General features: G+C 45.0%; 18 protein-coding genes. 11 read left to right on the forward strand and 7 right to left on the reverse strand.

Features of this window, described 5'->3' with window-relative positions:
* The first annotated feature begins 189 nt into the window (after positions 1-189).
* The 3 genes from DW039_RS19110 to DW039_RS19120 all read left to right on the forward strand — a co-directional run bounded on the left by DW039_RS19110 (position 190) and on the right by DW039_RS19120 (position 6,897).
* A complete protein-coding gene (locus DW039_RS19110; protein WP_005824930.1) occupies positions 190-3,513 on the forward strand; it encodes a TonB-dependent receptor in 3,324 nt (1,107 codons plus the stop codon).
* Positions 3,514-3,520: 7 nt separating this feature from the next.
* Positions 3,521-5,335 carry a RagB/SusD family nutrient uptake outer membrane protein gene (locus DW039_RS19115; RefSeq protein WP_005824929.1) on the forward strand — a complete coding sequence of 605 codons (1,815 nt, stop codon included), beginning with the start codon at positions 3,521-3,523 and terminating at the stop codon, positions 5,333-5,335.
* Positions 5,336-5,478: 143 nt separating this feature from the next.
* The gene (locus tag DW039_RS19120) at positions 5,479-6,897 is read left to right on the forward strand and encodes a C10 family peptidase (protein ID WP_005824927.1); all 1,419 of its coding nucleotides are present in this window, start codon (positions 5,479-5,481) and stop codon (positions 6,895-6,897) included.
* A 200-nt stretch (positions 6,898-7,097) separates the two neighbouring features.
* Here DW039_RS19120 and DW039_RS19125 read toward each other — a convergent pair whose 3' ends face one another.
* Positions 7,098-8,105, reverse strand: coding sequence for an aspartate-semialdehyde dehydrogenase (locus DW039_RS19125; RefSeq protein WP_005824925.1), 1,008 nt, complete (start codon positions 8,103-8,105; stop codon positions 7,098-7,100).
* Between the two features lie 154 nt (positions 8,106-8,259).
* Between DW039_RS19125 and DW039_RS19130 the strand changes: the two genes are divergently transcribed.
* The 3 genes from DW039_RS19130 to DW039_RS19140 all read left to right on the forward strand — a co-directional run bounded on the left by DW039_RS19130 (position 8,260) and on the right by DW039_RS19140 (position 11,882).
* Positions 8,260-10,389, forward strand: coding sequence for a cation:proton antiporter (locus DW039_RS19130; RefSeq protein ID WP_022401080.1), 2,130 nt, complete (start codon positions 8,260-8,262; stop codon positions 10,387-10,389).
* A 58-nt stretch (positions 10,390-10,447) separates the two neighbouring features.
* Complete coding sequence (locus DW039_RS19135) at positions 10,448-11,158, forward strand: ThiF family adenylyltransferase (RefSeq protein WP_005834703.1); 711 nt, start codon at positions 10,448-10,450, stop codon at positions 11,156-11,158.
* 64 nt (positions 11,159-11,222) lie between these two features.
* Entirely contained in the window at positions 11,223-11,882 is a 660-nt protein-coding gene (locus DW039_RS19140; protein ID WP_008662818.1) for an ABC transporter ATP-binding protein, read from the forward strand.
* A 2-nt stretch (positions 11,883-11,884) separates the two neighbouring features.
* Here DW039_RS19140 and DW039_RS19145 read toward each other — a convergent pair whose 3' ends face one another.
* The 3 genes from DW039_RS19145 to DW039_RS19155 form a co-directional block, all read right to left on the reverse strand.
* A complete protein-coding gene (locus DW039_RS19145; RefSeq protein WP_117588711.1) occupies positions 11,885-14,209 on the reverse strand; it encodes a TonB-dependent receptor in 2,325 nt (774 codons plus the stop codon).
* Between the two features lie 124 nt (positions 14,210-14,333).
* Complete coding sequence (locus DW039_RS19150; RefSeq protein ID WP_008662822.1) at positions 14,334-15,284, reverse strand: helix-hairpin-helix domain-containing protein; 951 nt, start codon at positions 15,282-15,284, stop codon at positions 14,334-14,336.
* Between the two features lie 6 nt (positions 15,285-15,290).
* On the reverse strand, positions 15,291-16,658 hold the full coding sequence (locus DW039_RS19155; protein ID WP_005834711.1) for a sodium-dependent transporter: 1,368 nt from the start codon (positions 16,656-16,658) through the stop codon (positions 15,291-15,293).
* A 103-nt stretch (positions 16,659-16,761) separates the two neighbouring features.
* Between DW039_RS19155 and DW039_RS19160 the strand changes: the two genes are divergently transcribed.
* Entirely contained in the window at positions 16,762-17,145 is a 384-nt protein-coding gene (locus DW039_RS19160; protein WP_005824913.1) for a VanZ family protein, read from the forward strand.
* A 2-nt stretch (positions 17,146-17,147) separates the two neighbouring features.
* On the opposite strand, the gene murF is transcribed toward DW039_RS19160, so the two are convergent.
* Positions 17,148-18,446, reverse strand: coding sequence for a UDP-N-acetylmuramoyl-tripeptide--D-alanyl-D-alanine ligase (gene murF, locus DW039_RS19165; protein WP_008662826.1), 1,299 nt, complete (start codon positions 18,444-18,446; stop codon positions 17,148-17,150).
* A gap of 184 nt (positions 18,447-18,630) precedes the next feature.
* Between murF and folP the strand changes: the two genes are divergently transcribed.
* The 4 genes from folP to DW039_RS19185 all read left to right on the forward strand — a co-directional run bounded on the left by folP (position 18,631) and on the right by DW039_RS19185 (position 23,237).
* Positions 18,631-19,482: a dihydropteroate synthase gene (gene folP, locus DW039_RS19170; RefSeq protein ID WP_005824910.1), complete on the forward strand. Its 852-nt coding sequence runs from the start codon at positions 18,631-18,633 to the stop codon at positions 19,480-19,482.
* Between the two features lie 26 nt (positions 19,483-19,508).
* On the forward strand, positions 19,509-20,273 hold the full coding sequence (cdaA, locus tag DW039_RS19175; protein ID WP_005824908.1) for a diadenylate cyclase CdaA: 765 nt from the start codon (positions 19,509-19,511) through the stop codon (positions 20,271-20,273).
* Positions 20,274-20,356: 83 nt separating this feature from the next.
* Complete coding sequence (locus tag DW039_RS19180) at positions 20,357-21,895, forward strand: TldD/PmbA family protein (protein ID WP_009037767.1); 1,539 nt, start codon at positions 20,357-20,359, stop codon at positions 21,893-21,895.
* 22 nt (positions 21,896-21,917) lie between these two features.
* Positions 21,918-23,237 carry a TldD/PmbA family protein gene (locus DW039_RS19185; protein ID WP_005834721.1) on the forward strand — a complete coding sequence of 440 codons (1,320 nt, stop codon included), beginning with the start codon at positions 21,918-21,920 and terminating at the stop codon, positions 23,235-23,237.
* A 2-nt stretch (positions 23,238-23,239) separates the two neighbouring features.
* Here DW039_RS19185 and DW039_RS19190 read toward each other — a convergent pair whose 3' ends face one another.
* Positions 23,240-24,256 (reverse strand): GNAT family N-acetyltransferase, encoded by a 1,017-nt coding sequence (locus DW039_RS19190; RefSeq protein WP_117703999.1) that lies wholly within the window; start codon positions 24,254-24,256, stop codon positions 23,240-23,242.
* Positions 24,257-24,298: 42 nt separating this feature from the next.
* Entirely contained in the window at positions 24,299-25,213 is a 915-nt protein-coding gene (locus DW039_RS19195; RefSeq protein ID WP_117703998.1) for a DUF2156 domain-containing protein, read from the reverse strand.
* Positions 25,214-25,230 lie beyond the last annotated feature (17 nt).

Consider the following 25,230-nt stretch of genomic DNA (forward strand, 5'->3'; position numbering starts at 1 on the left):
AAGTTCCGTCTGGACTTGGTAAATAAATAGAAAAAAGAGAGATAATATAAAAATGTGAACCTTTAAATAAAGAAAACGCCTATGAGAAATTAAAGAAGCCTTCGGAAATAGTCTGACTAATCCGAACTATATGATTCCCTTACCCTAATTTTGAAAAACTGGTTTAATTAACAAAATCATCAATCACTTATGAATGAAGATCGCAAAAAACGAGGACTTGCCAATGGTAAGTTCTTTACGGCGGTGGCAATCTGTGCTCTGTTTTTAGGCAGTGGCAACGTGATGGCTGCCCAAACAGCATCCAACGACTCACAAGGAGTACAAGAACAGATGCAATCTATCTCTGTAACTGTCACAGTTGTAGATACAAAAGGTGAACCTATTATTGGTGCCAATGTCATTGAGAAAGGTACGACCAATGGTGGCATTACGGATTTGGATGGAGTTTCCAAATTAAATGTAAAGCCCGGTGCTATTCTGCAAGTATCATTTGTGGGATATACTACTCAAGAAGTTAAGGCAACTTCGGTAATGAAGGTTGTTTTGAAAGATGATACGGAATTGTTGGATGAAGTTGTCGTAGTAGGTTATGGTGCACAGAAAAAGGTGAACCTGACCGGTGCGGTGGCTAATGTAGATGTCCAAGAGGCGATTGCAAGCCGTCCGGTAACAGATATTGCAAAAGCTTTGCAAGGTATAACTCCTGGTTTGAGTATCACGACTAATGTAGGAGGTATTGGCGTTGATTCTAATATCAAGTTGCGTGGTGCTACTGGTTCTTTGAGTGCTACGGAAGGGACAAGTCCACTGATTTTGGTGGATAATGTGGAAGTTCCCAGTTTAAGTTTGGTGAATCCGGACGATATTGCCAGCATCTCTGTCTTGAAAGATGCTGCATCTGCTTCTATTTATGGTACACGTGCTGCCTGGGGGGTAGTCTTGATTACGACAAAGACTGGTAAAAAAAATGATAAACCGCGTGTTACCTACTCTAATAACTTCTCTTGGAGTACTCCGACTGTGATGCCACAAGTCGCTAAAACCTATGAGGGAGCACAAGCTATGTTACTGGCTGCCAATAGAAGCGGCGCTTCTACTGTAAGTTCGATAGGATATAATGTCGATGAAATTGCAGTTCAGAAGATGAAGGAATGGTACAACACTTATGGTGGAATGTCACAATCGGAATTAGGCGAAATGCAATTAGGTAGAGATTTTGAAGAACGTGGTGGCAAGTATTATTTTTATCGTCAGTTTGATCCGTTAGATATGTTTATGAAAGATTGGACTCCCCAACAGAAGCATAATCTTTCTGTCAGCGGCGGTAGTGATAAGACAACCTATAATATTAGTTTAGGCTATTTGAATCAACAAGGTATTTTAAAGGTTAATACAGATGAGTATGACCGTTATAATTTCAATGCCAATGTCAATACACAGATTCGTGACTGGTGGTCTGTGAGAGCAAATGTTATGTTCTCTCGTTCCACAAAATCAGAACCATATCAATACACAAGTGGTTATACAGACGTTTGGTACTATTTGTTGCGTTGGCCTTCTTTCTATCCTTATGCTGATTACCAGGGGATTCCTTTCCGTTCAGCTATGACTGAGATAGCACAGGCTAATCGTGAAAGTTTAACTAATAACTTTACTCGTGTTAATTTAGGAACTACTATTAATCCGATTAAGGATTTGGCCATTAATTTTGACTACACTTTCGCTCTACTTAATGATTATCAGAAGCGTAACGGTGGTGAAGTTGGTGGTTGGGATATGTTCAACAGTAGTAATCCTTTGACTTATAATTCAAGTTTTTATGGTGCTACCCATAATCGTGTAGTTGAACGTAGTCGATATACAATGTCCAATACTTTCAAAGCTTATGCCACTTATGAAAAATCTTTTGTACAAAAGCACAACTTGAAAGTGATGGTCGGTATGGATGCTGAAACCCGTGAAAAACTGGGTCATAGTTCAGACCGACGGACATTAGTGAACTTTGATAAACCGGAAATTAATCTGGCCATTGGTGATCAGTATGTAGATGGTACTACCTATCATAATGATTTTGCGGCAGCCGGTTTCTTCGGACGTATTAACTACGATTATATGGGTAAATATCTTCTTGAGGTGAATGCACGCTATGATGGTTCTTCTAAATTTCCCTCGGGAGATCAATGGGCTCTGTTTCCTTCTGTTTCTGCTGGATGGCGTTTAAGTGAAGAAACTTTTATGAAATGGGCAAAACCAGTTCTTTCTGATTTTAAAGTACGCGGTTCTTGGGGTACAATTGGTAATCAGGATGTAGCTGCCAACTCTTTCCTTTCTGTAATGTCTGTAAATAAGTCCTCGGGCTGGGTGATTGATGGTAAGCAAGTACCTTATATTGGTATTCCTTCCGTTGTTTCTCCGTCATTGACTTGGGAACGTGTTACTACTATTGATCTGGGTTTTGATGCCCGTTTTTTCAATAATGAACTTGGTGTCAGTTTTGACTGGTATCAGCGTACTACTTCTGATATGCATTCACCAGGTGAAACATTGCCTTCTACTTTCGGAAGCACAACAATGCCTAAGGTTAATTCCGGGGAATTACAAGGACGCGGCTTTGAGTTGTCAATAGATTATAATAAAAGATTTGCTTGTGGGCTTGGTTTAACAGCACGTGCAACTTTATCTAAGATTCGCGAAAAGATTACGAAGTATAACAACCCGAATAAGAATATTTATGGTAACTACGAAGGCAAGATTATAGGTGAAATCTGGGGATATGAGACAGATCGTCTGTTCCAATATGAAGACTGCTATCAAGATGCAGATGGAAAATGGTTTATTGATACCAATAAAGTACCTTCGCAGGCATTGTATGAAACCGGTGCATTCAAATATGGTCCGGGTGATGTAAAATATAAAGATTTGGACGGTAATGGTGAGATTACTTATGGTGAACAGACTTTGGAGGATCATGGTGACTTGAAACGCATTGGTAATACTTTACCAAACTTTGAATACGGTTTCTCTGTAGCATTGACATATAAGGATTTTGACTTCAGCACATTCTTCCAAGGTATTGGCTCAAGAGATGTATGGGCTGTTGGGCAAACTGGTATTCCGGGATTTATGCCAGGCGAAGGGTGGTTAGAGCATCAGATGGATTATTGGACTCCTGAAAATACAGATGCATTCTATCCTACACCGACTTCTCACTCTTGGATAAACAACGGACAGAATTTCCTGCGTCAAACTCGTTATTTGCAGAACATGTCATATTTGCGTTGTAAGAATATTACATTAGGTTATACTGTTCCGGAAAAATGGATGAAAGTAATAACTTTTACAAGTGGTCGTATTTATGTTAGTGCGGAAAACTTGTTCGAGTTTGATCACACTAATATTCCGGTTGACCCTGAAACGACAGAGAAAGCTGCTGCTTCTAACGGTGAGTACAAATTTGGTAAGAGTTATCCGTTTATGAGATCTATTTCATTTGGTGTTCAACTTACATTCTAATAAAATTATGAAAACAAAAATATTTGCAGTTTTAGCATTGGCTGCTGGTCTCTCTTCCTGCTCGGACTTTCTGGATCGTCCGCCTATGGATCAGATAGAGAATAGTGCAGATTTCTATAATAGTGAGAATAATATTCGCTCTACGATATATGGATGGTATGATATTTATTTTACCGGTTATCAAAGCGGTTGGGTGAAATCGGATTTTTTCGACGGAACTAATGTTGCTAATTGGGTAGATGATTTGGCGCAGAAAGAAGCGACTTTCTTTACAAATACAGCCCCTGCAACTAGTGCCGACTGGTCTTTTGCAAACGTTCGCCGTATTAACCTTGTGTGTGACGGACTTGTAAATTCCACCTTGCCTGAGAGCGTTAAGAACCATTGGATAGGCGTAGCACGCTTCTTCCGTGGTATGGAATATGCTCGTTTGGTAAGGATGTTTGGTGATGTTCCATATTATGACCATGTTGTAGATAATACGGATGAAAAAGCTCTTTATAAAGGGAGAGATTCCAGAGATTTTGTAATGGATAAAGTGTTGGAAGACTTGGAATTTGCTGCAGACAATGTAAAAGAGGCTGATGGAACAGATGGGCTTTGTGTAAATCGGCATGTGGTGAATGCTTTTGAGTCTCGTATTATGTTATTTGAGGGAACCTGGCAGAAGTATCGTGAGGGAAATACAGAATTGGCAAAGAAGTATTTAGAGGCTGCAAAGACTGCCGCGAATAGAGTAATGTCTGCGCAAAAATATAAAATTTCTAGTGATTACAAAGCATTGACTATTTCACTGGACTTGGCTGGTAATCCTGAAATGATATTATATCGTTCTTATGTGGAAGGTATTCTTACTCATGCTGAAATGTCATGGCAATCAGAACAAACATTGGGCAATGGACCTTCTAAGGATTTGGTTGATAGCTATTTGACAACTAATGGGTTGCCTATTCATCAAGACGGAAATACAGTATTTAAAGGTGATAAGGTTTTCAAGGATGAAATGACTGACCGCGACCCACGTTTGGCAGCCAATATTGATCTTGAAGGTGTACGTTTAAATGGTATTGCAGGTGCGGTATATGGTATTGGAGGTTATTTTGGTACTCGTTTTGTTAACGAAGATTTATTCAATACTGCTGCAGGACAGAGTAATACTAATACAACCGACGCACCTATTATGAAACTGAATGAGGTGCTATTGAATTATTTGGAGGCTGCTGCTGAATTAAATGATATGGGAGCTTATACCTTGTCACAAAAAGATTTGGATATTACAATTAATGAAATTCGTAAGAGGGCTTCTGTAAACATGCCTGCTGTTACATTAAGTGGTAAGAACTTTAGTGTGAATGGGGTGATTATCAATGACCCAGATCGTGATTTAGGAAACTCCGAAGTGGTTGGTGACTATGAAGTTTCGCCTATCCTTTGGGAAGTACGTCGTGAAAGACGCATCGAATTGGTGTATGAAGGCATTCGCTTCGATGATATTCGCCGTTGGGGAAAATTGCATTATGCGGATATGAAGATTAACAAAAAGTTAAACTTGGGGGCATGGTTGGATAAGGAAGCTTATTTGAAAGAATATAACCAAGCTAACGGAACGTCATATACCATTGATGATTTGAAAGACATTCTTTTGGATCGTGAAGGTAATTCAGGTTATATCAAACCTATCCAGGTTTCTTCATTATTGCGTACTTATGGAGAAAAAGATTATCTTTATCCTATCCCGACAGGACAGATATCCTTGTATAACAGTAAGAGTGAACAACTGGGAGATTCTTCTATTAAGTTAGAGCAGAACCCAGGCTGGTAATAAGATGCATCACAATGGGAGCTGATTAATTGCTACCCATTGTGATGCATGTTTATTTAGTTGAATCTATAATGGCGGTATACTTGCCTTAATATTTGAAAGATTACAAATAGTTGAGTTGTTATAAACTTAAATTAATATTTATGAGAACATTAACGAAGCTTTTGTGGATTTTATTGCTAGGAGTTGTTTTTTCTTGTCAGGACAATGTGATTGACGCAATTGATGCGACGATAGATGAAAAAAACTTTGATACGAAAATGTATGAGACTTCTGTATCTGTGGAAGATGCAAGAAATGTTGCTGAACTTTTTACTGTAAAGGATGCTCCTCGGACTCGCGTTAGTAAATCTGTCAAGGAAATAATTACTATTGAGGGAGAAGTTAATAAGCCAAGTATGTATATTATCAATTATGATAATGAACAAGGCTTTTTACTTGTTAGTGCTACCAAAAACTTCCAACCTATATTGGCTTATGCTGAGAGAGGTAGTTTTAATGCTAATAATAGAATGCCGGATGGACTTTCTGATTGGCTGGGAGATATGAAGAATGTTATTGAGGAACGAGATAAAATGCCGATTGATAGTACTTTTCAATATAGAGCAATGTGGGAAGAATATATACCTGCTATGAAAGATAAGGTATATACGCGTTCTAATATAGCTGAGTTTGAAAATTACATAGCAGATTGTTGCCGTGAATGGAAAAAGGAAGGCTATGGATATATTCCGTTTGCTGGTGCTAGGGATTATTTGCCGGAAAGTATATACGAGCAATTTCGTGCTGTTGCGGAAGGAATGACTTATATTGAATATGATTATAATCAACATGCTTACTTGCGCTGGAAACAAAAAGGTTATGAAGAAAAAATGGGAAATATATTATCAACAACTTGGACACAAGAATCTGGTTTTAATGTTGCATTACCTCAAATAAGTGGTCAATATCCACCTGCTGGTTGTGCAACAATAGCAATGGCTCAAGTAATGAAATATAATGAGTATCCAACTTTTTTTAATTGGAATTCAATGCCAAATAGTTATGCCTCTTCTGTCACTGCTGCATTTATCAGAGATGTTGCAGATGCAATTAACGCAGATTATGCATTAGATGGGACTAGTGCGTCATTATCGGATGTGCGAAATGCATTAGTGTCCAAATATGGCTATTCGACGACAGCTCAAGTTGTAAATCATTCGGCAGCAAGAACTATCGGCAACTTGAGAAAAAAGCAGCCGGTAATTATGCAAGGCTTTACAGATGATGGTAAGGTGGGGCATGCGTGGGTTGCATGTGGATATCATGACATTGATCATTATACAGAATATGAACTATTAACAATGCCAGAGGAGTTCCATCCTGGAGGGACATTCGTTTTTCTTATTTCAGATTCTTATACAACTGATTTTGATATCCGTACTTATTTTTATATGAACTGGGGATGGGGAGGTAGTTATAATGGAATGTATCTTGATACTAATTTGTATTTGGAACGTTCTGATGGTAGCTTCTCTTGGAATCGTAATCGTAAAGATATAGTTGATATTGTTCCTAAGTGAGGTGTTATTGTCTTTTTGATTTTGTCATGAAATATATGAATAACAAATAGTATTTTGACTTAAAATGTTTTTTTTGAATTACTTATAGCAAAATTTGTTCATATGAATTAGCGAACTTACCCTTATAAAAGGTGATAAAAATGCAAGTTCTAAAAAGGGTGAGAGACTGACTTCAAAATGAAGTCAGTCTCTCACCCTTTTTAGAATGCTTTTTCCTTAATCAGGTATTCTGCAATCTGCACCGCATTCAGTGCAGCGCCTTTCTTAATCTGGTCGCCCACAATCCAGAACGTCAATCCGTTTTCGTTGCTGAGGTCCTTGCGGATACGGCCTACGTAAACCGGGTCTTTGCCGGCGAGGAACAACGGCATGGGGTATTCCTTTTCTGCCGGATTGTCCATCAGAACCAAGCCTTCGCCGTTGGCAAATGCTTCGCGGGCTTCTTCTATGGAGACGGGGCGCTCGGTCTCTACCCAGATACTTTCGGAGTGGGAGCGGAGAGCGGGAACACGTACGCAAGTAGCACTGACCTTTACGTCAGAGTGCATAATCTTACGGGTCTCGTTGAACATCTTCATCTCCTCTTTGGTATAGCCGTTTTCGGTGAATACGTCGATTTGCGGAATGAGGTTGAATGCCAGCTGGTAAGCGAATTTTTCAACGGTTACGGGTTCGCCTGCCAATACCTGGCGGTACTGCTCGTATAACTCATCCATGGCAGCGGCGCCGGCACCACTGGCAGCCTGATAGGTAGAAACGTGTACGGTCTTTATATGGGAAAGCTGTTCGATGGCTTTCAGTGCCACTACCATTTGGATAGTAGTACAGTTGGGGTTGGCGATGATACCGAGAGGACGTTCTTTGGCGTCGGCGGCATTCACTTCGGGCACTACCAAAGGTACATTGTCGTCCATACGAAAAGCGCTGGAATTGTCAATCATCACTGCTCCGTACTTGGTAATGGTTTCGGCAAATTCTTTGGAGGTGCCTGCGCCTGCGGAAGTGAAAGCGATATCAACCCCTTTAAAGTCATCATTGTGTTGCAAGAGTTTCACCTCGATCTGTTTACCGCGGAAGGTATATTTGGTTCCGGCACTGCGTTTAGAACCGAACAATACTAACTCGTCCAACGGGAAATTTCTTTCATCGAGCACTCGCAGGAACTCTTGTCCCACGGCTCCGCTTGCTCCAACAATAGCTACTTTCATTTTTCTTTTGTTTTAAATTAAGTTTATAAAAAAGTGAAATACTATCTCTAAAAAGATAGAATTGGTCGCAAATTTATAACAAAATGCTGTATAACACCGCATAAAGTGAAAAGTTTTTCGTTATTTTGCATTCAAAACCTAAAACTTATAGCCTATGGATTGGTTTGACTTCAGCTTGAAACTTCCCATCACCGACCCTACATGGATATTCCTCCTTGTACTCCTCATTATATTGTTTGCTCCTATATTGTTGAATAAGCTTCGTATTCCGCACATTATCGGAATGATACTGGCGGGGCTTGTCATTGGGGAGCATGGTTTCAATATTTTGGTGCGTGACAGCAGTTTTGAGCTTTTCGGCAAAGTAGGCTTGTATTACATTATGTTCCTTGCCGGTCTGGAAATGAATATGGGAGACTTCAAACAGAACCGGGGCAAAGCGCTTGTTCTGGGGCTCTTGGCTTTTATTGTGCCCATAGGCATAGGCTTGGTAACGAATATAGCTTTGTTGAAGTACGGGGTGCTGACCTCTGTCCTACTGGCAAGTATGTATGCGTCACATACGCTGGTGGCCTATCCCATCGTGATTCGTTACGGTGTGTCGCGGCATCGCAGTGTGAGTATTGCAGTGGGGGGGACGGCGGTTACGGATACACTCACTTTGCTGGTTCTGGCCGTTGTGGGTGGTATGTTCAAGGGGGAGTCGGACGGCTTCTTTTGGGTATGGCTTGTCATAAAGGTTATCTTCCTAGGTATTTTGATTGTATATCTGTTTCCACGCATAGGTCGTTGGTTCTTCCGGAGGTACGATGACAACGTGATGCAGTTCATATTCGTGCTTGCCATGGTTTTTCTCGGAGCCGGATTGATGGAGTTTGTGGGGATGGAAGGTATCCTGGGTGCTTTCCTTGCAGGTTTGGTATTGAACCGGCTGATTCCGCATGTCTCTCCGCTGATGAACCATCTGGAGTTTGTGGGCAACGCCTTGTTTATTCCCTATTTCCTGATAGGCGTGGGTATGCTGATTGATGTGCATGTGATTTTCGGTCATGGCGATGCTCTGAAAGTAGCGGCTGTAATGATTGTGGTGGCATTGGCAGGTAAATGGATTGCCTGCTGGCTGACGCAGAAAATATATAAGATGGGAGGGATTGAACGGGAGCTGATGTACGGATTGAGCAATGCACAAGCAGCGGCAACGCTGGCGGCTGTGTTGGTGGGGTACAACATCATTCTGCCCAATGGGGAACGCTTGCTGAACGATGATGTTTTGAATGGTACCGTCCTGCTGATTCTTGTAACTTGCATTGTGAGCTCGTTCATTACGGAGCGTGCCGCACGGAAGATTGCCATGGAGGAGGCGCATCTGGAAGAAAACCGCTCCGTGGAAGCGGAGAAGATATTGATTCCGATAGCCAACCCCGATACGATTGAAGACCTGATAAATCTTTCTTTGGTGATACGCGACCCGAAACAACGGGATAATCTGTTGGCACTGAATGTCATCAACGACGATAGCAGTTCTGAAAGTGCCGAATTGCGTGGGAAACGCTATCTGGAAAAGGCTGCCATGATAACGGCCTCGGCAGATGTGCCGTTGAGGCAAATCACGCGTTACGACTTGAATATCGCTTCGGGCATTATCCATACAGCAAAAGAATATGCGGCAACGGATGTCATTATAGGTCTGCACCGTAAAGTCAATATTGTGGATTCATTCTTCGGTATGCTGACGGAGAATCTGCTGAAGGGCTTGCATCGCGAGGTGATGGTTTCCAAGTTCCTGATGCCCATTAACACAATTAGGCGGGTGATTGTGGCGGTACCTCCGAAAGCCGAGTATGAGGCGGGATTCCTGAAGTGGGTGGAACATTTCTGCCGGTTGGGGAGTACTTTGGGCTGTCGGGTGCATTTTTATGCCAATGAAGAGACTACCGCCCATCTTCAAGGGCTGGTGAAAGCCAAATATGGACAGACATTGACAGACTTTTCCCGCCTGGACGACTGGGGAGACCTGCTGATACTGACCGGACAAGTGAATTTCGACCATCTGCTGGTCATCATCAGCGCCCGCCGCGGCTCCATCTCCTATGACAGCTCCTTCGAGAAGCTACCGGCACAAATCAGCAAGTACTTTGCAAATAACAGCCTGATAGTACTCTATCCCGACCAACTGGGCGAGCCGCAGGATGCGGTATCCTTCTCCAACCCGCGTGGCAACAACGAGTCGCAGCACTACGAGAAGGTAGGCAAATGGTTCTATAAATGGTTCAAGAAGAATTGACGATTGACAATTGATAATTGACAAAAATCTGTGTAAATCCGTGTAATCTGTGGTGAAAATGGAAGATTGGCAACAACGAACGCAACTTTTATTAGGAGATGAAAAAATGGAACGCCTGCGCCGGGCACATGTACTTGTCGTAGGACTGGGTGGTGTAGGTGCTTATGCGGCCGAGATGATATGCCGTGCCGGAGTGGGGCGGATGACGATTGTCGATGCCGATACCGTGCAGCCTACGAATATAAACCGTCAGTTGCCGGCTCTGCATTCTACCCTGGGGCAAAAGAAGGCGGAGATATTGGCATCACGTTTCAGGGACATTAATCCGGCTCTGGAACTGAGAGTGTTGCCCGTATTCTTGAAAGATGAGAACATACCGGAACTGCTGGATGATGCGGCTTATGATTTTGTGGTGGATGCCATCGATACGCTTGCTCCAAAATGCCACTTGATAGCGGAAAGCATGAAGCGGCATATCAAGATAGTGTCCAGCATGGGGGCAGGAGCAAAGAGTGACATTTCGCAAGTGCGCTTTGCCGATATCTGGGATACCTATCATTGCGGGTTGAGCAAGGCTGTGCGTAAGCGTCTGCAAAAAATGGGCATAAAGCGGAAACTTCCAGTTGTTTTCAGCACCGAACAGGCTGATCCGAATGCCGTTTTGCTGACGGACGACGAGATGAACAAGAAGTCCACCTGTGGAACAGTGAGCTACATGCCCGCAGTTTTTGGCTGCTATTTGGCCGAATATGTAATTAAAAGACTATAGTAATAGCACTTGAAAGAAAACTATCAAATAGTAAATAGTAAATTGTCAAATTGTAAATAGCCTAGTGATTCATTTAGAGAATATAACGAAGAGTTTCGGTAACCTGCAAGTGTTGCGGGGTATTGACCTGGAGATAGAGAAAGGGGAGATTGTCAGCATTGTAGGCCCCAGTGGAGCGGGTAAAACTACCTTGCTGCAAATCATGGGTACGTTGGATATGCCGGATGGCGGTTCGGTGGTTATTGACGGTACACAAGTCAACCGTATGAGGGAGAAGGAACTTTCCGCATTCCGCAACCGCCATATCGGCTTTGTGTTCCAGTTCCATCAACTGCTGCCGGAGTTTACGGCTTTGGAGAATGTAATGATACCAGCCTTCATTGCCGGAAGAGGACAGCAGGAAGCCAAGGAGGCGGCTACGGAAATTCTTGAATTCATGGGGCTTGCCGAACGGGCCTCCCACAAGCCGAATGAGTTGTCGGGAGGTGAGAAGCAGCGTGTGGCGGTGGCCCGTGCTCTCATCAATCATCCAGCAGTGGTGCTGGCAGATGAACCTTCCGGCAGCTTGGATACCCATAATAAGGAAGAACTGCACCAGCTCTTTTTTGATTTACGTAACCGTTTCGGACAAACGTTTGTTATCGTAACCCATGATGAAGGACTGGCGCAGCTCACCGACCGGACGATACATCTGATTGACGGGGAAATCAATAAAATGGTCTGAGCCTATTTCCCCGTGCCCATTACTCCCGAGTCATTGTCACTGTTGTTTACCTTCCGCTGTGCTGTCTTGAAACTGCGGCCGAACGAGAAGTTGTAGGAAAAGTTCACCAGGAACATGCGGGAGCTTTCTTTTATATAATTATTTGTCTTGTAGGATGCGAATTTATTCCAGTTTTCGCTTTGTACTTTATAGTTGTCGGTGAAAGGATTGAATGCACCGACTCCTACCCGAAGATTCTTATGCTTGTAATATACAGCTAACATCTGGATGTTTTCTCCTCCCGAGAGGGTTTCTCCCCAGAAATTGTTCCAATTGGTGTTTATCTGCCAGAACAGAGAGAACTGTTTGTAGTTTAATGAGGCTTCTGCCTCACAAAACCAGTTGGTGTAGGTATGTGAGTAGTGATTGCCATGGCTCATGTAATGGTTGACACCGCCCGTAAAAGAAAATTGCAGAATGTCGCGGATGGGTCCTACGCGGAGCATGGCACGTCCGGAGAGTTTCTGCCAATCCTTCTGATTGTCCCAAGTCTGCACTATTTTGTTGCCTTCTTGAATCTTCTCGTCCATAATGGCATTGGGACGATAGTCATAGGCTCCCCATAGATTGGTATAAAAGATGCCTTTTTTCCATTCGTAAGTCAGTTCCGTATGATAGCACATATATGATTTCAGATGCGGGTTGCCACGACGTATCTGGAATGAGTCCACTGCTTGCTCCACATCGCTGAGGTCGCCCAATGAAGGAGAAGCGTTATAGATGTTTCCCTTCCAGCGGAGGTAGGAGTTGTCTGACATGGCATAGTGCAGAACGATACTCGGGTTGAAACTGTAGTTCTCGGTAGATTTGTCCTTGCCGCTCTGATTATAGTAGAAACGAGTCATGGCCACTCCCAGCCGGTAGTTTAGTTTGTCTATCTTTCCACGGTATTCTCCGAATATGTATGTGTTTCCTTGGTGCATATTGGTTTCATAATAATGCCCGTTTCTGTATTCATTGTTAGAGTAGGACTGTGTATGGCTCAGACCGAAGCTCAATGCGTTCCCCTTGGAATATTGCTTCTCATAAATGGCCTCGGCAATCAGGGAGTATTTGTTGCCTCGGATATTGTTGTCAATATCGGTCAATATGTTCCCCGGGGTGCTTTCTTGGTAGAGCCGCTGCGATTTTTCCCGATTGTAGGTGCCTACTACATTGAATACCAGGGTTTGCTTGTTTTTCAGATTCTGTTGGTAGTACAAATCCAGTGAGGGACGTGTCCAGCTCTGGTCGGTACGGTCGGTCATGTCTACCACGTCCGTTTCATCATTGGCATTATAGAGAGTTCCTTTATAATCCCAGTGTGGCTGATTGTTTCCTCGAAGGCGGAAGGTGGCGCTGAAAAGGGAATTCTCAGAAGCCTGCAAACTATAATTTACGTTTAGGTTGTGCTGGCACATGGTTGCCTTGCTGGGCTCTCCTTTCTCCAGGCGTCTGAGTGTAGTGCCGTCTGCCAGGTGGAATTCTTCTTCATTGTCGCGGTACATGCCGTTAAAATCCCGCGGTCCCATGTAATAGGAGAAGCCGAATTCTGATTTTTTGTGGTTTACTTTGCCGTACAGATTATAGTTTCCCCACATCGTGTTCAACCCTTGGGAAATGTCGGCACCGAAGTTTCCGCCCGTTTTAGGTCGGCGCACTATGTAGTCCAAAACGACTTCGGCATTACCGTAGCGCAGTCCCGGATTGTCATGGTACTCTATACGTATAATGTCGGCAGGGCGAATGGCTTTTATCTCGTCTATTTCGGCTTTGACTCCATTGATGCGTAATTGCAGTTCTCCACCGCCGGACAATCCAATCTCATTGTTCATGGGGTTGACCAGAATACGTGGCAGCATCAGTTCCTGCAACAGATTCACTCCGTTTGTGGAAGTTTTCATTTGTCTTTCGGATGGGAAAACCAGTTTGCGGTCTGCACGGCTGATTTGGCTGGAGCCGGTGATAGTCACTCCTTCCAGTGCGATAGAAGCACTGTCTAATACGATTGGTCCAAGGTCGGTATGGCGCTTTACTCCATTGAGGGTGATGTATCCGGTATTATACCCGATGCTGGAAAGAACAAGTCTGTAATCTCCGGTAGCCGTGTTCTTGAAGATGAATTCTCCTTCTGGACTTGTGGTCACACCGGCGACAAAAGTAGAGTCGATGGTCTGTAATACCACATTGACATACTCTATACTCTTGTCGGAAGCATCGCGGACGGTTCCTTTTATTTCTATTTTTTGAGCAAAAGCATTCTGTGCCATACTGCCCAGCAGCATGGTTATAATCATTAATTTTTTCATATTGATACGATGGTTCTAATCCTTATTGCAGTAGGCCTTCCTGTTTTTAGGGTGTTTCTGCTTGTTAGACGAAATGACTGGTGAAAAGGTTGCATCAGACATTGAAAAATGTTGCATGATGCTGTTATTCAAAGCAAACGTAGTGACTGATTTTCTCCAAATCGGTATCGGAGAATTCCTCGTAAAGTGCAAAAGGTTTCAGACTATGAAGGTCGCCTTTCTTCTTCCGGTATTCTACAAAGGCCTTTGCCTGGTAGAAGTTGATGTAAGGATGGTGGCGCAGCCTCTCTATGCTACTACGGTTCAGGTTGATGAGGTGGATGGCCCGGGTGTCGATGGAAAACCAGGACTGCAATTGGGTGGTGTCCAAATGGATTTCTTGTAATTGCGTGATGTTGTAGAATCCTCCCAAGCGTTGCCGATAACCGATGATTAGACGGGCAATGCCACTACCGATGCCTGGTATTTTCTTCAGTTCTGTGGTGTCGGCGCGGTTCAGGTCGACAAGGGTCCCAGACGGATATTTTTCCGGTGCAATTCGGAAAGTAACGGCGCTGTCATTGCTTGCAGGAGAGCTGTATAACTGGACGGTTCTTGTTTCTGTGTCTTCCGGAGTGATGTGGATATAGGGTAGGAGTGTCTGATATTGTTTTTCTGTCATTCCATATATTTTCCGGAAATCTTCTGCCTTATGGAACTTCCCTCCTTTACTACGGTAGCGGAGTATGTTCCGCGCCATCCATCCGGGCAGTCCCAGTCGGCAAAAAATGACGGAGTCGGCGATATTGGGATTGAAACGGGCCAAGGAGACGGTTGTCGGTTGTTTTTGGGAGGAAGGTTTAAGTCTGTTGTCCCATTTTTGTTCCTTTTCTTGTATGGATGCGATGAACGATTCGTATTCTGCCATGGCAGTGGCCTGCCGCCGGATTACTTCATCGGAGAGGGGGCGGTTCTCTCTTTGGTATATATAAATATACCCGGAGAGAAAGACGAGAATAATGCCGGTAATCAAAACCAGTATTCCGCGCCTTTCTCCCCGGGAGAAATAAAGGAATTCTTTAAAGGGGTTCTGCATGATGGCCTATTTCAGAAAACCCAGTTCATTGATAAAAATCAGTGCAATTCCTATCGGAGCAATATATTTCAGGATGAATATCAATAGCTTGTAGACGGATACTTTCAGAGTGCCATTGTTGCTGACTTCTTCCCATACGATTTTCTTGTCCAGATACCAGCCTATGAAGATGGAAATGAAGAAACCGCCTAACGGTAGCATTAGCTTGGCCGTTACAAAGTCGAACAAATCGAATAGGTTTAGCCCGAATACGGTATAGCTTTTGCCGATACCGAGAGACAGTGAGCAGAATACTCCTAAGAAAATACAGCCCGCTGTCACGTATCTGGCTGCCTTGCTGCGTGAGAACTTGAACTCTTCATGTAGATAGGCAGTTACCACTTCGTGCAGGGAAATGGTGGAAGTAAGTGCTGCCAATGCCAGTAGGATATAGAACATCAGAGACAGCAGTATCGCCAGCCAGGGAATATTGCCGAACGCTTGCTGAAAGACATTAGGTAAGGTGATGAATAGCAGACTGGGACCCGCATCCGGTTTGATGCCTACAGAGAAGGCGGCAGGGAAGATGATGAATCCTGCCAAAATGGCTACCATGGTGTCGATAGCCGCCACGTTGAGTGCCGTTTTGGGCAGGTTCGTATCATTGCGGAAGTAAGAAGCGTATGTACAGAGACATCCCATCCCCAAGCTCAAGGAGAAAAATGCCTGGCCCATGGCTCCAAGGAACACATTGCCGTCCACTTTGCTGAAGTCCGGTTTCAACAGGAATTCAATGCCTGCTCCTGCTCCGGGCAGGGATATGGAGCAGATGGCAAGGATTATCAATAGGACAAATAGCATTGGCATCATGATTTTGGCTGATTTTTCAATACCTTTTTCCACTCCTTTGACAATGATGAGATGGGTGGCCAGCAGGAACAGCACCAGCCAGATGACCGGACGCCAGGGGTTGCTGACAAAGCTGTTGAAGGATGCGATGAAATCGGCTGCCGACTTCCCGGCAAAACTGTTGGTAGCCGCTTCGCCGATAAACTCAAGCGTCCATCCTGCCACAACGGAGTAATATCCCAGAATAAGGAATCCGGCCAGTACGCCCATACGTCCTACCCAGCGCCAATGCGTGCCGGGTGCCAATTTCTGATAAGCCCTTGCCGTATTGGCACGCGAGCGCCTGCCGATGAGGAATTCTGCAATCATGATGGGGATGCCGAGAATGAGCACGCAAACCAAGTATACAAGGATAAATGCCGCACCTCCGTGATTCCCGGTCTCAAACGGGAAACGCCAGATATTGCCTAAACCGACTGCGGAGCCTGCCGAGGCAAGTATGACGCCTAATTTGCTTCCGAAGTTGGCTCTGTCACTTTTTGTCATAAAACGTAGATTTTTCTTTCAATTCGTTATTAATACCAGCTAAAACATGCAAATATAGAAAATGTTCTGTACTTTTGCGCACAGTTCGTTGATAATTTGGTATATGCTATATTATATTAAGAAATATCCGGTGTCGCTTTTTATTATTCTGACGGTGATTTATCTTTCATTCTTTAAACCGCCTTCTACAGAAATAAGCAAGATTCCCAATATAGACAAGGTGGTGCATATCTGTATGTATTTCGGCATGTCAGGAATGCTGTGGCTGGAGTTTCTTCGCGCTCACCGGAGAGACAACGCCCCTTTATGGCATGCATGGGCAGGGGCGTTTGTCTGTCCCGTTTTGTTCAGCGGAATGGTGGAGTTGCTGCAAGAATACTGCACGACATACCGTGGCGGAGACTGGCTGGATTTTGCGGCCAATACCACGGGAGCGGTGCTTGCATCAATGGTCGGCTATTTTATTTTAAGGCCAAGGATGAAATAGGATTATAAGTATTCAACTGTGGAACTTAGCTTGATGCCGTTCGACCCTTTTATCAGAATAGTTTTCCCACAAGGTTTCTCCCTTTGCAGCTCTGCGATGAGTGCGGTCACATCGGGATAACTCTGATAAGGGTGGCGTGTGGCGGCAAACAATTCCCCTACAAGAACTACATCCTTGAATCCGCATTCTTCCAGATAGTCTGCAATCTTCTGGTGCTCGTCGGCACTGTCTTTACCCAACTCCCGCATATCTCCCAATATCAGCATTTTGTTTTCGGCCTGCATGTTCCGGAAGTTGCTGATGGAAGCCATCATGCTTGTGGGATTGGCATTATAGGCATCGATAATCAGTGTGTTGTCCGCTGTTTTTTTCAGTTGTGAACGGTTGTTTTGCGGGGTATATCCGGCCAGTGCCTTGTCTATTTTCTCCGGTTCCACACCAAAAAAATGTCCGATGGTGACAGCTGCCAGAGCATTGGGGAAGTTATATTCACCGATAAGCCGGGTTTGTACTTCGTGATATTTGCTTTCGTTGTCCGTTTTCCACTCGAAGGTGAGGTAAGGAGAATTGCCGGTGACGTGTCCGTTGATGTACAGCCCGTCCTCACTGCCGTAGGCAATCTGGTGGAGTCCGTAGGCTATCTTTTTCAAGTAGGGGTTGTCGTTATGGATAAAGATGGTAGCTTCTTTCCGCGTCCGCAGATAGTCGTACATCTCTCCTTTGGTCTTGATGATTCCTTCAAAAGAGCCGAATCCCTCCAGATGGGCTTTTCCTACGTTGGTAATGATCCCGTAGTCAGGTTCGGCTATCTCTACCAGCTCCTTGATGTCTCCCGGGTGGCTGGCACCCATTTCCACCACGGCAAGGTCGTGTTCAGGGCGCAGGCGAAGCAAGGTGAGGGGAACACCGATGTGATTGTTCAAATTTCCCAAGGTATAGAGCACGTTGTGAGTTTGCGAAAGTACGGTGGACATCAGTTCCTTGGTAGTAGTCTTTCCGTTTGTACCCGTAATGCCGATGATGGGTGTACGCATCTGCCGACGGTGGTAATTGGCAAGTTGTTGCAAGGTCTTCAAGCTGTTTTCCACCACGATGTATCGTGTATCGCCTGCGGGGGCATAGGCTTCTTCATCTACTATGGCATAAGCACTTCCGCTTTCCAGCGCTCGGGCGGCAAAGGCATTTCCGTTGAACGACTCGCCTTTCAGCGCAATGAATAAAGAGCCTTGGGGGCAGTTACGGCTGTCAGTAGTGACACTGGTGCATGTTAGGAATATCTGATGTATAGCTGTTATATCCATGACTTTATAATTAAATCAATCTGTGTGAATCTGTGTAATCTGTGGTAAACCATCGTGCAAAGATATAGTTTTAATCCTCTCCCTTCCCGGGTACAAGCAAAAAACTTATCAGTTTTATGAGTTTATGTATTTTGAAACCACTTTTTTGTTTACATTTGCAGGTACTATATAGAACAGACTGCCTATGGAAATTACAACTGCCCGATATATAAATGTCAACGGTTCGCTGCTCGACCTCTCTCAACCCCGTGTCATGGGCATACTGAACGTTACTCCCGATTCCTTTTATGCCGGTAGCCGCACACAGACAGAGGTAGAAATAGCACGCCGGGTGAAACAGATAGTTTCGGAGGGAGCGGCCATTATTGACATAGGCGCTTACTCTTCCCGTCCCAATGCCGACAATGTCTCTGCCAGGGAAGAGATGGAACGGTTGCGTATGGGCCTGAAAATACTTTTTGAGATACAGCCGGATGCTGTGGTGTCGGTAGACACTTTTAGGGCGGATGTGGCAAGAATGTGTGTGGAAGAGTATGGTGTTGCCATCATCAATGATATTGCGGCCGGTGAGATGGATGCGAATATGTTCCATACCGTTGCGGCATTGAACGTACCTTATATTATGATGCACATGCAAGGCACTCCGCAAAGTATGCAGCAGCATCCTCATTACGACAATCTTCTGAAAGAGGTTTTCTTGTATTTTGCGCGCAAGGTGCAGCAATTACGTGACTTAGGTGTAAAAGACATCATTCTGGACCCCGGTTTCGGCTTTGGAAAGACAATGGAGCATAACTATGAATTGCTGTCCCATCTGGAAGAGTTCCGTATTTTTGAGTTGCCTTTGCTGGTAGGCGTTTCACGTAAATCGATGATATACCGCTTGTTGGACATTACTCCTCAGGAGGCGCTGAATGGTACTACGGTGCTCGATACCATCTGTTTGCTGAAAGGTGCTGACATCCTCCGCGTACACGACGTGAAAGAAGCCGTGGAAACCGTACGGATTGTGCAAGCCATGCGAAATAATTCCTAATCCCTAACCCCTAATCATTCAATATCGTGTTTTTTGAATTTGGAATAAAAGATTTTATAGATATTCTGTTAGTGGCTTTCTTGCTGTACTATACGTATAAGCTGATGAAAGCCTCCGGCTCTATCAATGTGTTTACGGGTATCCTGGTGTTTATCCTGATATGGCTGGTGGTGTCGCAGGTGCTGGAGATGAAATTGCTCGGCTCCATCTTCGACAAGCTGGTCAGTGTGGGCGTGCTGGCGCTTATCATTTTGTTTCAGGACGAGATACGGCGCTTCTTGCTGACACTCGGCTCGCATCAGCATGCCAGTGCGCTGGTACGCTTCTTCACCGGCAATAAGAAAGAGAAGTTGGAACATGACGACATCATGCCGGTGGTAATGGCATGTATCAGCATGGGGAAGCAGAAGGTTGGTGCCTTGATTGTCATTGAACATAATTTGCCTTTGGATGATGTGGTGCGTACGGGAGAAATTATCAATGCCGATATAAACCAGCGTCTGATTGAGAATATTTTCTTTAAGAACAGTCCGTTGCACGATGGAGCGATGGTTATCAGTAAGAAACGTATCAAAGCGGCGGGATGTATCCTGCCTGTTTCCCATAATCTGGACATTCCTAAGGAACTGGGGCTGAGGCATCGTGCTGCCATGGGAATTTCCCAGGTGTCTGATGCGCATGCTATCATTGTATCGGAGGAGACCGGAGGTATTTCAGTGGCTTATAAAGGACAATTCTATCTGCGCCTAAATGCTGAGGAATTGGAAAGTTTGTTAACAAAGGAAAGCTGAGGTGTGACAAAATCCCCTATTTTTACGTCATATAACTATGATATAAAATAAAAACAATATCTTATAACTAATAACTGAAAAGGATGGATAGACGAAATTTCTTACGGACGGGAAGTCTGGCGATGTTAGGCTCGCTGGCAGTACCCTCGTTGGCTATGCCTGCGTCAGTACGCGGAGCTTTGGGAGGAGCAGATAATCAGTCTGCCGTAGCTTCGGCAATGGCTCACTTTGGCGTGACGGAAGCTGACTTGAAGAAAGTGATGGCTGCCGCTCTGGAAAAAGGCGGAGATTATGCCGACCTCTATTTTGAGCACACGTTTAATAATAGTGTGGTTCTGATGGACGGTAAAGTAAACAATTGTGGAGCCAACATTGACTTCGGTATGGGCGTGCGCGTATTAGCAGGCGACCAGACTGGCTATGCCTATGTAGAAGGCGTGACCGTAGAAGAAATGCTGCGTGCTGCCCGTACGGCTGCCCGTATAGCTTCTTCGGGTAAGGCCGGAAAGCCTGTGGGGCTGACGGAGAAGACGATTGCCAAAAGCCGTTATGCCGTCACCGAACCTTGGGAAGACGTGAGCCTTAAGGCAAAGATTCCTTATCTGGAGAAACTGAACGAAAAGATTTTTTCTCTGGACAACCGGGTGCGCAAGGTCCAGGCGTCTCTTGTAGACAGTACTTCTCATGTCTTATTCTGTAACTCAGAGGGCGTGAGCTACTATGATTACCGCCCAATGGTCTCTTTCATGGCCGTGTGTATTATGGAAGAGAATGGAAAAATGGAGAACGGTTATGCCGGTCGTTCTTACCGCAAAGGGTTTGAATTCATGACGGACGATATTGTGGATACCCTTGCGCGTGAAGCTGTGGATAAGACCTCCATCTTGTTCAAGGCAGTGAAGCCCAAAGGCGGTGAAATGCCTGTCGTGATGGGAGCGGGTGGTTCGGGCATCTTGTTACACGAAGCCATAGGACATGCTTTTGAGGCTGACTTTAACCGTAAGCGTACTTCCATCTTCTGCGACTTGTTTGGCAAGAAGGTGTGCAACGAGCATATCAATGTGGTGGATGATGGTACCATTGCCTTCAACCGCGGAGCCGTGAACTTTGACGATGAGGGTGTGGAAGGCCAGAAGACCTATATTGTGAAAGAAGGTATCCTGACCAGCTATCTGCACGACCGCATCAGTGCCAAGCATTACGGGGTGGCTCCTACCGGAAACGGACGTCGCGATACTTTCCGTAATACTCCTATCCCCCGTATGCGTGCCACTTATATGGAAGCCGGCAATATGAAGGAAGCGGACATTATCTCCACCGTGAAGAAAGGTATCTATTGTGACCAGTTTACCAATGGCCAGGTGCAAATCGGTGCCGGAGACTTTACCTTCTTTGTGAAGTCGGGTTACTTGATTGAGGATGGCAAGCTGACGCAGCCCGTCAAGGATATAAATATCATCGGTAATGGTCCGAAAGCATTGGCTGACATCACGATGGTGGCAAATAACGATAAGATTGACAACGGTACTTGGACTTGTGGTAAAGACGGTCAGTCTTGTCCCGTTACCTGCGGTATGCCATCGGCACTAGTCAGCAAGCTGACTGTAGGAGGAGAAAGTTAATTATCAACTATCAATTAAAGACATGATTACAGACGACAATAAGAAATTGGCACAATGGGCAATGGAATATGCCTTGAAGAACGGTTGCCAGGCAGCCAAACTGGTGCTATATACAAATTCTAATTCTTCTTTTGAACTGCGTGACGGCAAAATGGACCGTTTGCAGCAGTCTACGGAGAATGGTTTGGGATTGAATCTTTATGTGGACGGACGTTTCGGCTCTTTTTCCACCAATCGGCTGGATAAGAAAGAATTGGAAACTCTTATCACGAATGGTATAGAGTCTACCCGCTATCTGGCGGTGGATGAGTCGCGTATGCTGGCCGACCCTGCACGCTACTATAAAGGAGGCAAGCCTGACTTGCAGCTTTTTGATAAGAAACTCTATGAAGTCAACCCGGATGATAAAGTGGCGATTGCCCGTGCTGCTGCAGAGGAGGTATTGGGCAAGGATGAGCGTATCATTTCGGTTGATTCTTCTTATAGTGATGGCGAGGGTTCTTCCTATCGTTTGATAAGCAACGGATTTGAAGGCGAGTCGAAGAGTACCTGGTTCTCTGTCTCAGCCAGTGTATCCATTAAGGGAGAAGGCGAAGCTCGCCCTCAGGATTACTGGTACGACTCGGCTCTGTTCTATGATAAATTGACGAAGACGGGAATCGGTGCCAAGGCATTGGAACGCGTATTGCGCAAGCTGGGACAGAAGAAAGCAAAGTCGGGTAAATATACAATGGTGGTTGACCCTATGAATGTGGGAAACCTGCTCAGTCCGATGCTAAGTGCATTGTATGGCAGTGCTTTGCAACAAAAGAACTCCTTCCTGATGGATAAGCTGGATACGAAAGTGGCTTCCGACCTCTTCACGTTGCGTGACGAGCCGCATGCTATCGGTGCAAACGGTTCACGCTATTTCGATAATGAGGGTGTGGCTACCGAACCCCGCACTGTTTTTGACAAAGGCGTGCTGAAAACTTATTTCATCGATACCTACAATGGTAAGAAGATGGATATAGCTCCTACTATCAGTGCACCTTCACGTCTAATTCTGACACCGGGCGATAAGGACCTGAACGGATTGGTTGCAGATATTAAACAAGGCATCTTGGTTACGGGCTTCAATGGCGGTAACAGCAATAGCAGTACCGGTGACTTCTCTTATGGTATAGAGGGTTTCCTTATTGAAGACGGCAAGCTGACACAGCCCGTCAACGAAATGAATGTGACGGGTAACATGGTTACTTTATGGAATTCCTTGGTTGCTGTGGGCAATGACCCTCAACCGAACCGTTCATGGCAGATTCCTTCGCTGGTATTTGAGGGAGTCGACTTCAGCGGATTGTAATGCTAGTTCAACATCAGGCTCATATATGGGCTTGATGTTGCAAATATTTTTTCGGTGAGTTCACCGATTGTAAGTGCCAAGTGGCTGCCCGGCAGACGCTTGGCACTATTCATATATTTACCATTGTTCAGGTAGTAGTAGCCGTTATTGGCACTGACCTGCTCATCGGTGAGATGAATGCTGAGTTCCAGTTCCGGATGGGCCGTAGCATAGAGTTGCAGCATGGTTTTGGCATTGATGATGCGTGCCATACCCAAAAGTTGGCTTTCACCGGTAGCGGGAGGAGTGAGAACCCGGATGGACGGGAGATTCAGGCTTTGGCAGATATGTTGAAGCAGTAAAGTTTTTGTTGTGGGAGTATCCGACACGATTTCTCCAATGCGCCAGTTGGCTTTCCCTATCGGATAGGTAATGGCCAAAGCCGTGATTTCCTCCCCATTGCTCAATGTGCAAACGAAGCCCTGTCCCAGTTGTAAATCGGCAATGATAACCTGGAAATCCTCTTCCGTATGCTGGATGCAGCAAGGGCGCTCCCGCAATTTCCGGTCGAGATATTCATATCTTTTTTCAGTATATTCGGCAGACATTTCCAAAGTAAGGCCCATATCGGCTGTCGGTGTACCGGAAGCGATAAAGGTCTCTTCGGCATAGCGGAATACGGGGGCATAACCGCTGCGGCCATAGTAGTCGAACAGCCACGGTTCTGCCGGTATCAGGGTGGATAAGGCGACATTATTGTGTAGCATCCGTGCAAAGGCTTGTGATAACAGCTCGTGCATTACGCCCCGGTTACGGTAATCAGGGTGTGTGCAGGCGCCGGATATATAGGCCGTATGAATATCTTCTCCTTCGAACGTCATAGGATAAGGCAACATCTGTAGGGCGGCAATCACTTCTTCGCCGCTTTGGATGGCAATATTGATATCATTGTTGTAGCGGAGCCGAAAATACAGTTCAGTAAATTCCTCGCTATCATTGAAACAGAGCTTCCATAAGTTCTTTACCTTTTCCCGTATCATCAATCCCTTATCCTTTTAATCCTTAATCTCTAATCCTTACTCTCACCATTTGATAGCTTCCACCGGTTCATCTTTCAGGCATGCCACGTATTTTTCCAGAATAATGGCAGGCTGGTACGAAAGTTTGGCCTTGCGCAATCCTTCAATACCCAAATCCTCTTCACGGTTGAGGTAGACATATTGTTCGGGGATATGGTTGGCAAATTCATAGTTAATCATTGCGTACGCTCCGTCTATGCTGGTGTCGGCCTTTTCCACATGTACTCCGAAGGTATCTTGGTTGATGGGCATTCCGAAAGTGAAGGCGGCAATTTTGCCGTCTACATGCAGGATGCCTCCGGTCAATCCCAGTTCTTCAAAATTGTGGAGGGCGTAGACCAGTGCGCGACGTTCGTTGCCCGTTCCTTCATGCTGGTCGCAATTGTTGGCCTTACACCATTCGGCTTCCAGGTCCAGACATTCCTGGATGCGGTCGGGAGTGATGGGAGTATATTCGTAATTATAGGTGCGTTTGAATTTGTTGACATGATTCCGTTTGGACTGGAATTTCTTTCCGGCAAGCGTGGCGAGGTCTGTACGCAGATAGAGGTAATCGGCATAGTCCCGGTCTGCTGTGAACTGGAATTCTCCGGGCATGAAGGCTTCCAGTTCCGAGCACATGCCCGAACATATTCCCAGCAGGCAGAAAGGTTCCCCTTCCCGGTGTGCGTCTTCGACCAGTGCGTCCAGTACTTTTGTCAAATCTCCGTTACCTATCGGCATCATGTACACCAGTTCATCGTTTGCCCAGAATTTCAGCAGGAGGAAGCCGTCCATGATGGCAAACTTTGTATTGTATAGAAAACGCCAGCTGCATAGGTTGGAGAATGAGAGGTCACAATTCCGTCGCGGACTGTTCTGTGTATAGGAAGTAATCAGTTCTTTGTCTTGTAATTCGATATCTTTAAATGAAATCATACGTTGTTTTTAGTTGG

Origin of the sequence: Bacteroides sp. AF39-16AC (assembly GCF_003602735.1) — a bacterium.
Lineage (GTDB): Bacteria > Bacteroidota > Bacteroidia > Bacteroidales > Bacteroidaceae > Bacteroides > Bacteroides uniformis.

Excerpts from the sequence above, each read along its gene's own strand:
- DW039_RS19110 (WP_005824930.1), top strand. The coding sequence starts at position 190 with ATGAATGAAGATCGCAAAAAACGAGGACTTGCCAATGGTAAGTTCTTT.
- DW039_RS19115 (WP_005824929.1), top strand. The coding sequence starts at position 3,521 with ATGAAAACAAAAATATTTGCAGTTTTAGCATTGGCTGCTGGTCTCTCT.
- DW039_RS19120 (WP_005824927.1), top strand. The coding sequence starts at position 5,479 with ATGAGAACATTAACGAAGCTTTTGTGGATTTTATTGCTAGGAGTTGTT.
- DW039_RS19125 (WP_005824925.1), bottom strand. The coding sequence starts at position 8,105 with ATGAAAGTAGCTATTGTTGGAGCAAGCGGAGCCGTGGGACAAGAGTTC.
- DW039_RS19130 (WP_022401080.1), top strand. The coding sequence starts at position 8,260 with ATGGATTGGTTTGACTTCAGCTTGAAACTTCCCATCACCGACCCTACA.
- DW039_RS19135 (WP_005834703.1), top strand. The coding sequence starts at position 10,448 with ATGGAAGATTGGCAACAACGAACGCAACTTTTATTAGGAGATGAAAAA.
- DW039_RS19145 (WP_117588711.1), bottom strand. The coding sequence starts at position 14,209 with ATGAAAAAATTAATGATTATAACCATGCTGCTGGGCAGTATGGCACAG.
- DW039_RS19150 (WP_008662822.1), bottom strand. The coding sequence starts at position 15,284 with ATGCAGAACCCCTTTAAAGAATTCCTTTATTTCTCCCGGGGAGAAAGG.
- DW039_RS19155 (WP_005834711.1), bottom strand. The coding sequence starts at position 16,658 with ATGACAAAAAGTGACAGAGCCAACTTCGGAAGCAAATTAGGCGTCATA.
- DW039_RS19160 (WP_005824913.1), top strand. The coding sequence starts at position 16,762 with ATGCTATATTATATTAAGAAATATCCGGTGTCGCTTTTTATTATTCTG.
- murF (WP_008662826.1), bottom strand. The coding sequence starts at position 18,446 with ATGGATATAACAGCTATACATCAGATATTCCTAACATGCACCAGTGTC.
- folP (WP_005824910.1), top strand. The coding sequence starts at position 18,631 with ATGGAAATTACAACTGCCCGATATATAAATGTCAACGGTTCGCTGCTC.
- DW039_RS19180 (WP_009037767.1), top strand. The coding sequence starts at position 20,357 with ATGGATAGACGAAATTTCTTACGGACGGGAAGTCTGGCGATGTTAGGC.
- DW039_RS19185 (WP_005834721.1), top strand. The coding sequence starts at position 21,918 with ATGATTACAGACGACAATAAGAAATTGGCACAATGGGCAATGGAATAT.
- DW039_RS19190 (WP_117703999.1), bottom strand. The coding sequence starts at position 24,256 with ATGATACGGGAAAAGGTAAAGAACTTATGGAAGCTCTGTTTCAATGAT.
- DW039_RS19195 (WP_117703998.1), bottom strand. The coding sequence starts at position 25,213 with ATGATTTCATTTAAAGATATCGAATTACAAGACAAAGAACTGATTACT.